The following is a 1450-nucleotide window of genomic DNA, read 5'->3' on the forward strand; positions in this document are numbered from 1 at the left end:
ATTTAGTAATCGAAAGATCACAGCATCCTAAGTTTTTTCCAAATAAAAAGTAGAAAAAAAATAAAATATAGTTTAAATTTTTTTTTGCTCATTTATAAGCATAGTCTCTCTATCGGCTAATAATTATTAGTCGGACAAAAAGAATAAACCGTAGTAATCCTATACTCTAACTAGCATATTTCTTGATATCTACGAAAGGTGTTCCTCGTTTTATAACTGCAAACACACGAGAAATGATTTTATTCCGTACTATATTAATAATAGTCATTTTATGCTTTCCTTCACTTTGTCTTCTATTATAGTATTCTATCATTTCTGTATCTGTATGAATTGCACAAATGGCTGACAAATGAAGTAGTTTTTTTATTTGTTTATTAGCAATAGAACTAACTTTGGTTCTTCCTTTTACACTCGTTCCAGATTGATAATCAAATGGTGCTATTCCAGAATAACATGCAAACTTCCTCCAATTGCTGAATCGCGTAAAATTCTGAGTATAAACAATTAAATAACTAGCCACAATTAATCCAACACCCTTTACAGATGTAATAAGCCCATATGAACGCCTTAAATCCTGATTGTTATAGATAATATCCTTAATACTGTTTTCTAACGATTTTATTTGTTGTTTTGTCATCAAGATCATATTATCATAAGTCAAAAATAGCTCTGGAATAGTCTCTTTTCCCATAAACCTTATAGCTTCTGTTTTAGAAACAACAAACCTTCCTAAAATCACTGATAACCTTCCTCGTAAAGTAAGCAAAGATTGAAGCTTAAAAATATCACTAGCAGGAAGCTTTGTTAATGATATTACATCTTGAAAACGATAGCCAAAATCAGCAATTCTCTTTGAATCGATATAATCATTTTTTCCTCTTGTGATACCTAATGAACGTTTAATAGCCAAAGCTGATAACATTGAATAACTAATATTATTTTTCTCAAGAAACATTGCTAATGGCAACGAATAAAGTCCCGTATGCTCAAAACAAATAACTAGAGACTCAAACTCAGTCTTAGTCTGTTTTCTTAACCATTCAAGTAAAGATTCAAATCCATTAAGATCATTTTTGAACTTTCTATGAGTTTGTTTTTCTCGAATAAACACATCTAATGTCAATTTAGAGACATCAATACCTACATAAATTTTAAATACCATAACAAATGAAAATTTAAAAAATTAATACTGATTAAAGTTGCTTACCACTAAAGCTGTTAACAGACCCGAAGTCTAACATCCTAACAGGTTCCTTGCAACATAAAAGCAAACTAAGAGGACAAATGCTGGTAAAACCCAAGTTGGCTAGCAAGTTATTATGTTCACCTCTTACTTGCTCCATAAAACTATTGAAAATCAAAAGAGATCTTTTCTTTTATAAAATGTATTTATATCTAAATAAGTTACTGCAAAAGTAACAGCAAGTTATGTTTTGAGGCACTCGAAATT

Annotated in this window: 1 protein-coding gene; it reads right to left on the reverse strand. The window is 29.9% G+C overall.

The window, feature by feature from the left end; all coding sequences use genetic code 11:
* Positions 1-166 precede the first annotated feature (166 nt).
* Positions 167-1162 (reverse strand): transposase, encoded by a 996-nt coding sequence (locus tag AABL85_RS17375; RefSeq protein ID WP_341311022.1) that lies wholly within the window; start codon positions 1160-1162, stop codon positions 167-169.
* Between the last annotated feature and the right edge of the window lie 288 nt (positions 1163-1450).

The sequence above is a fragment of the Myroides odoratimimus genome (assembly GCF_038039805.1).
GTDB classification, from domain to species: domain Bacteria; phylum Bacteroidota; class Bacteroidia; order Flavobacteriales; family Flavobacteriaceae; genus Flavobacterium; species Flavobacterium odoratimimum_B.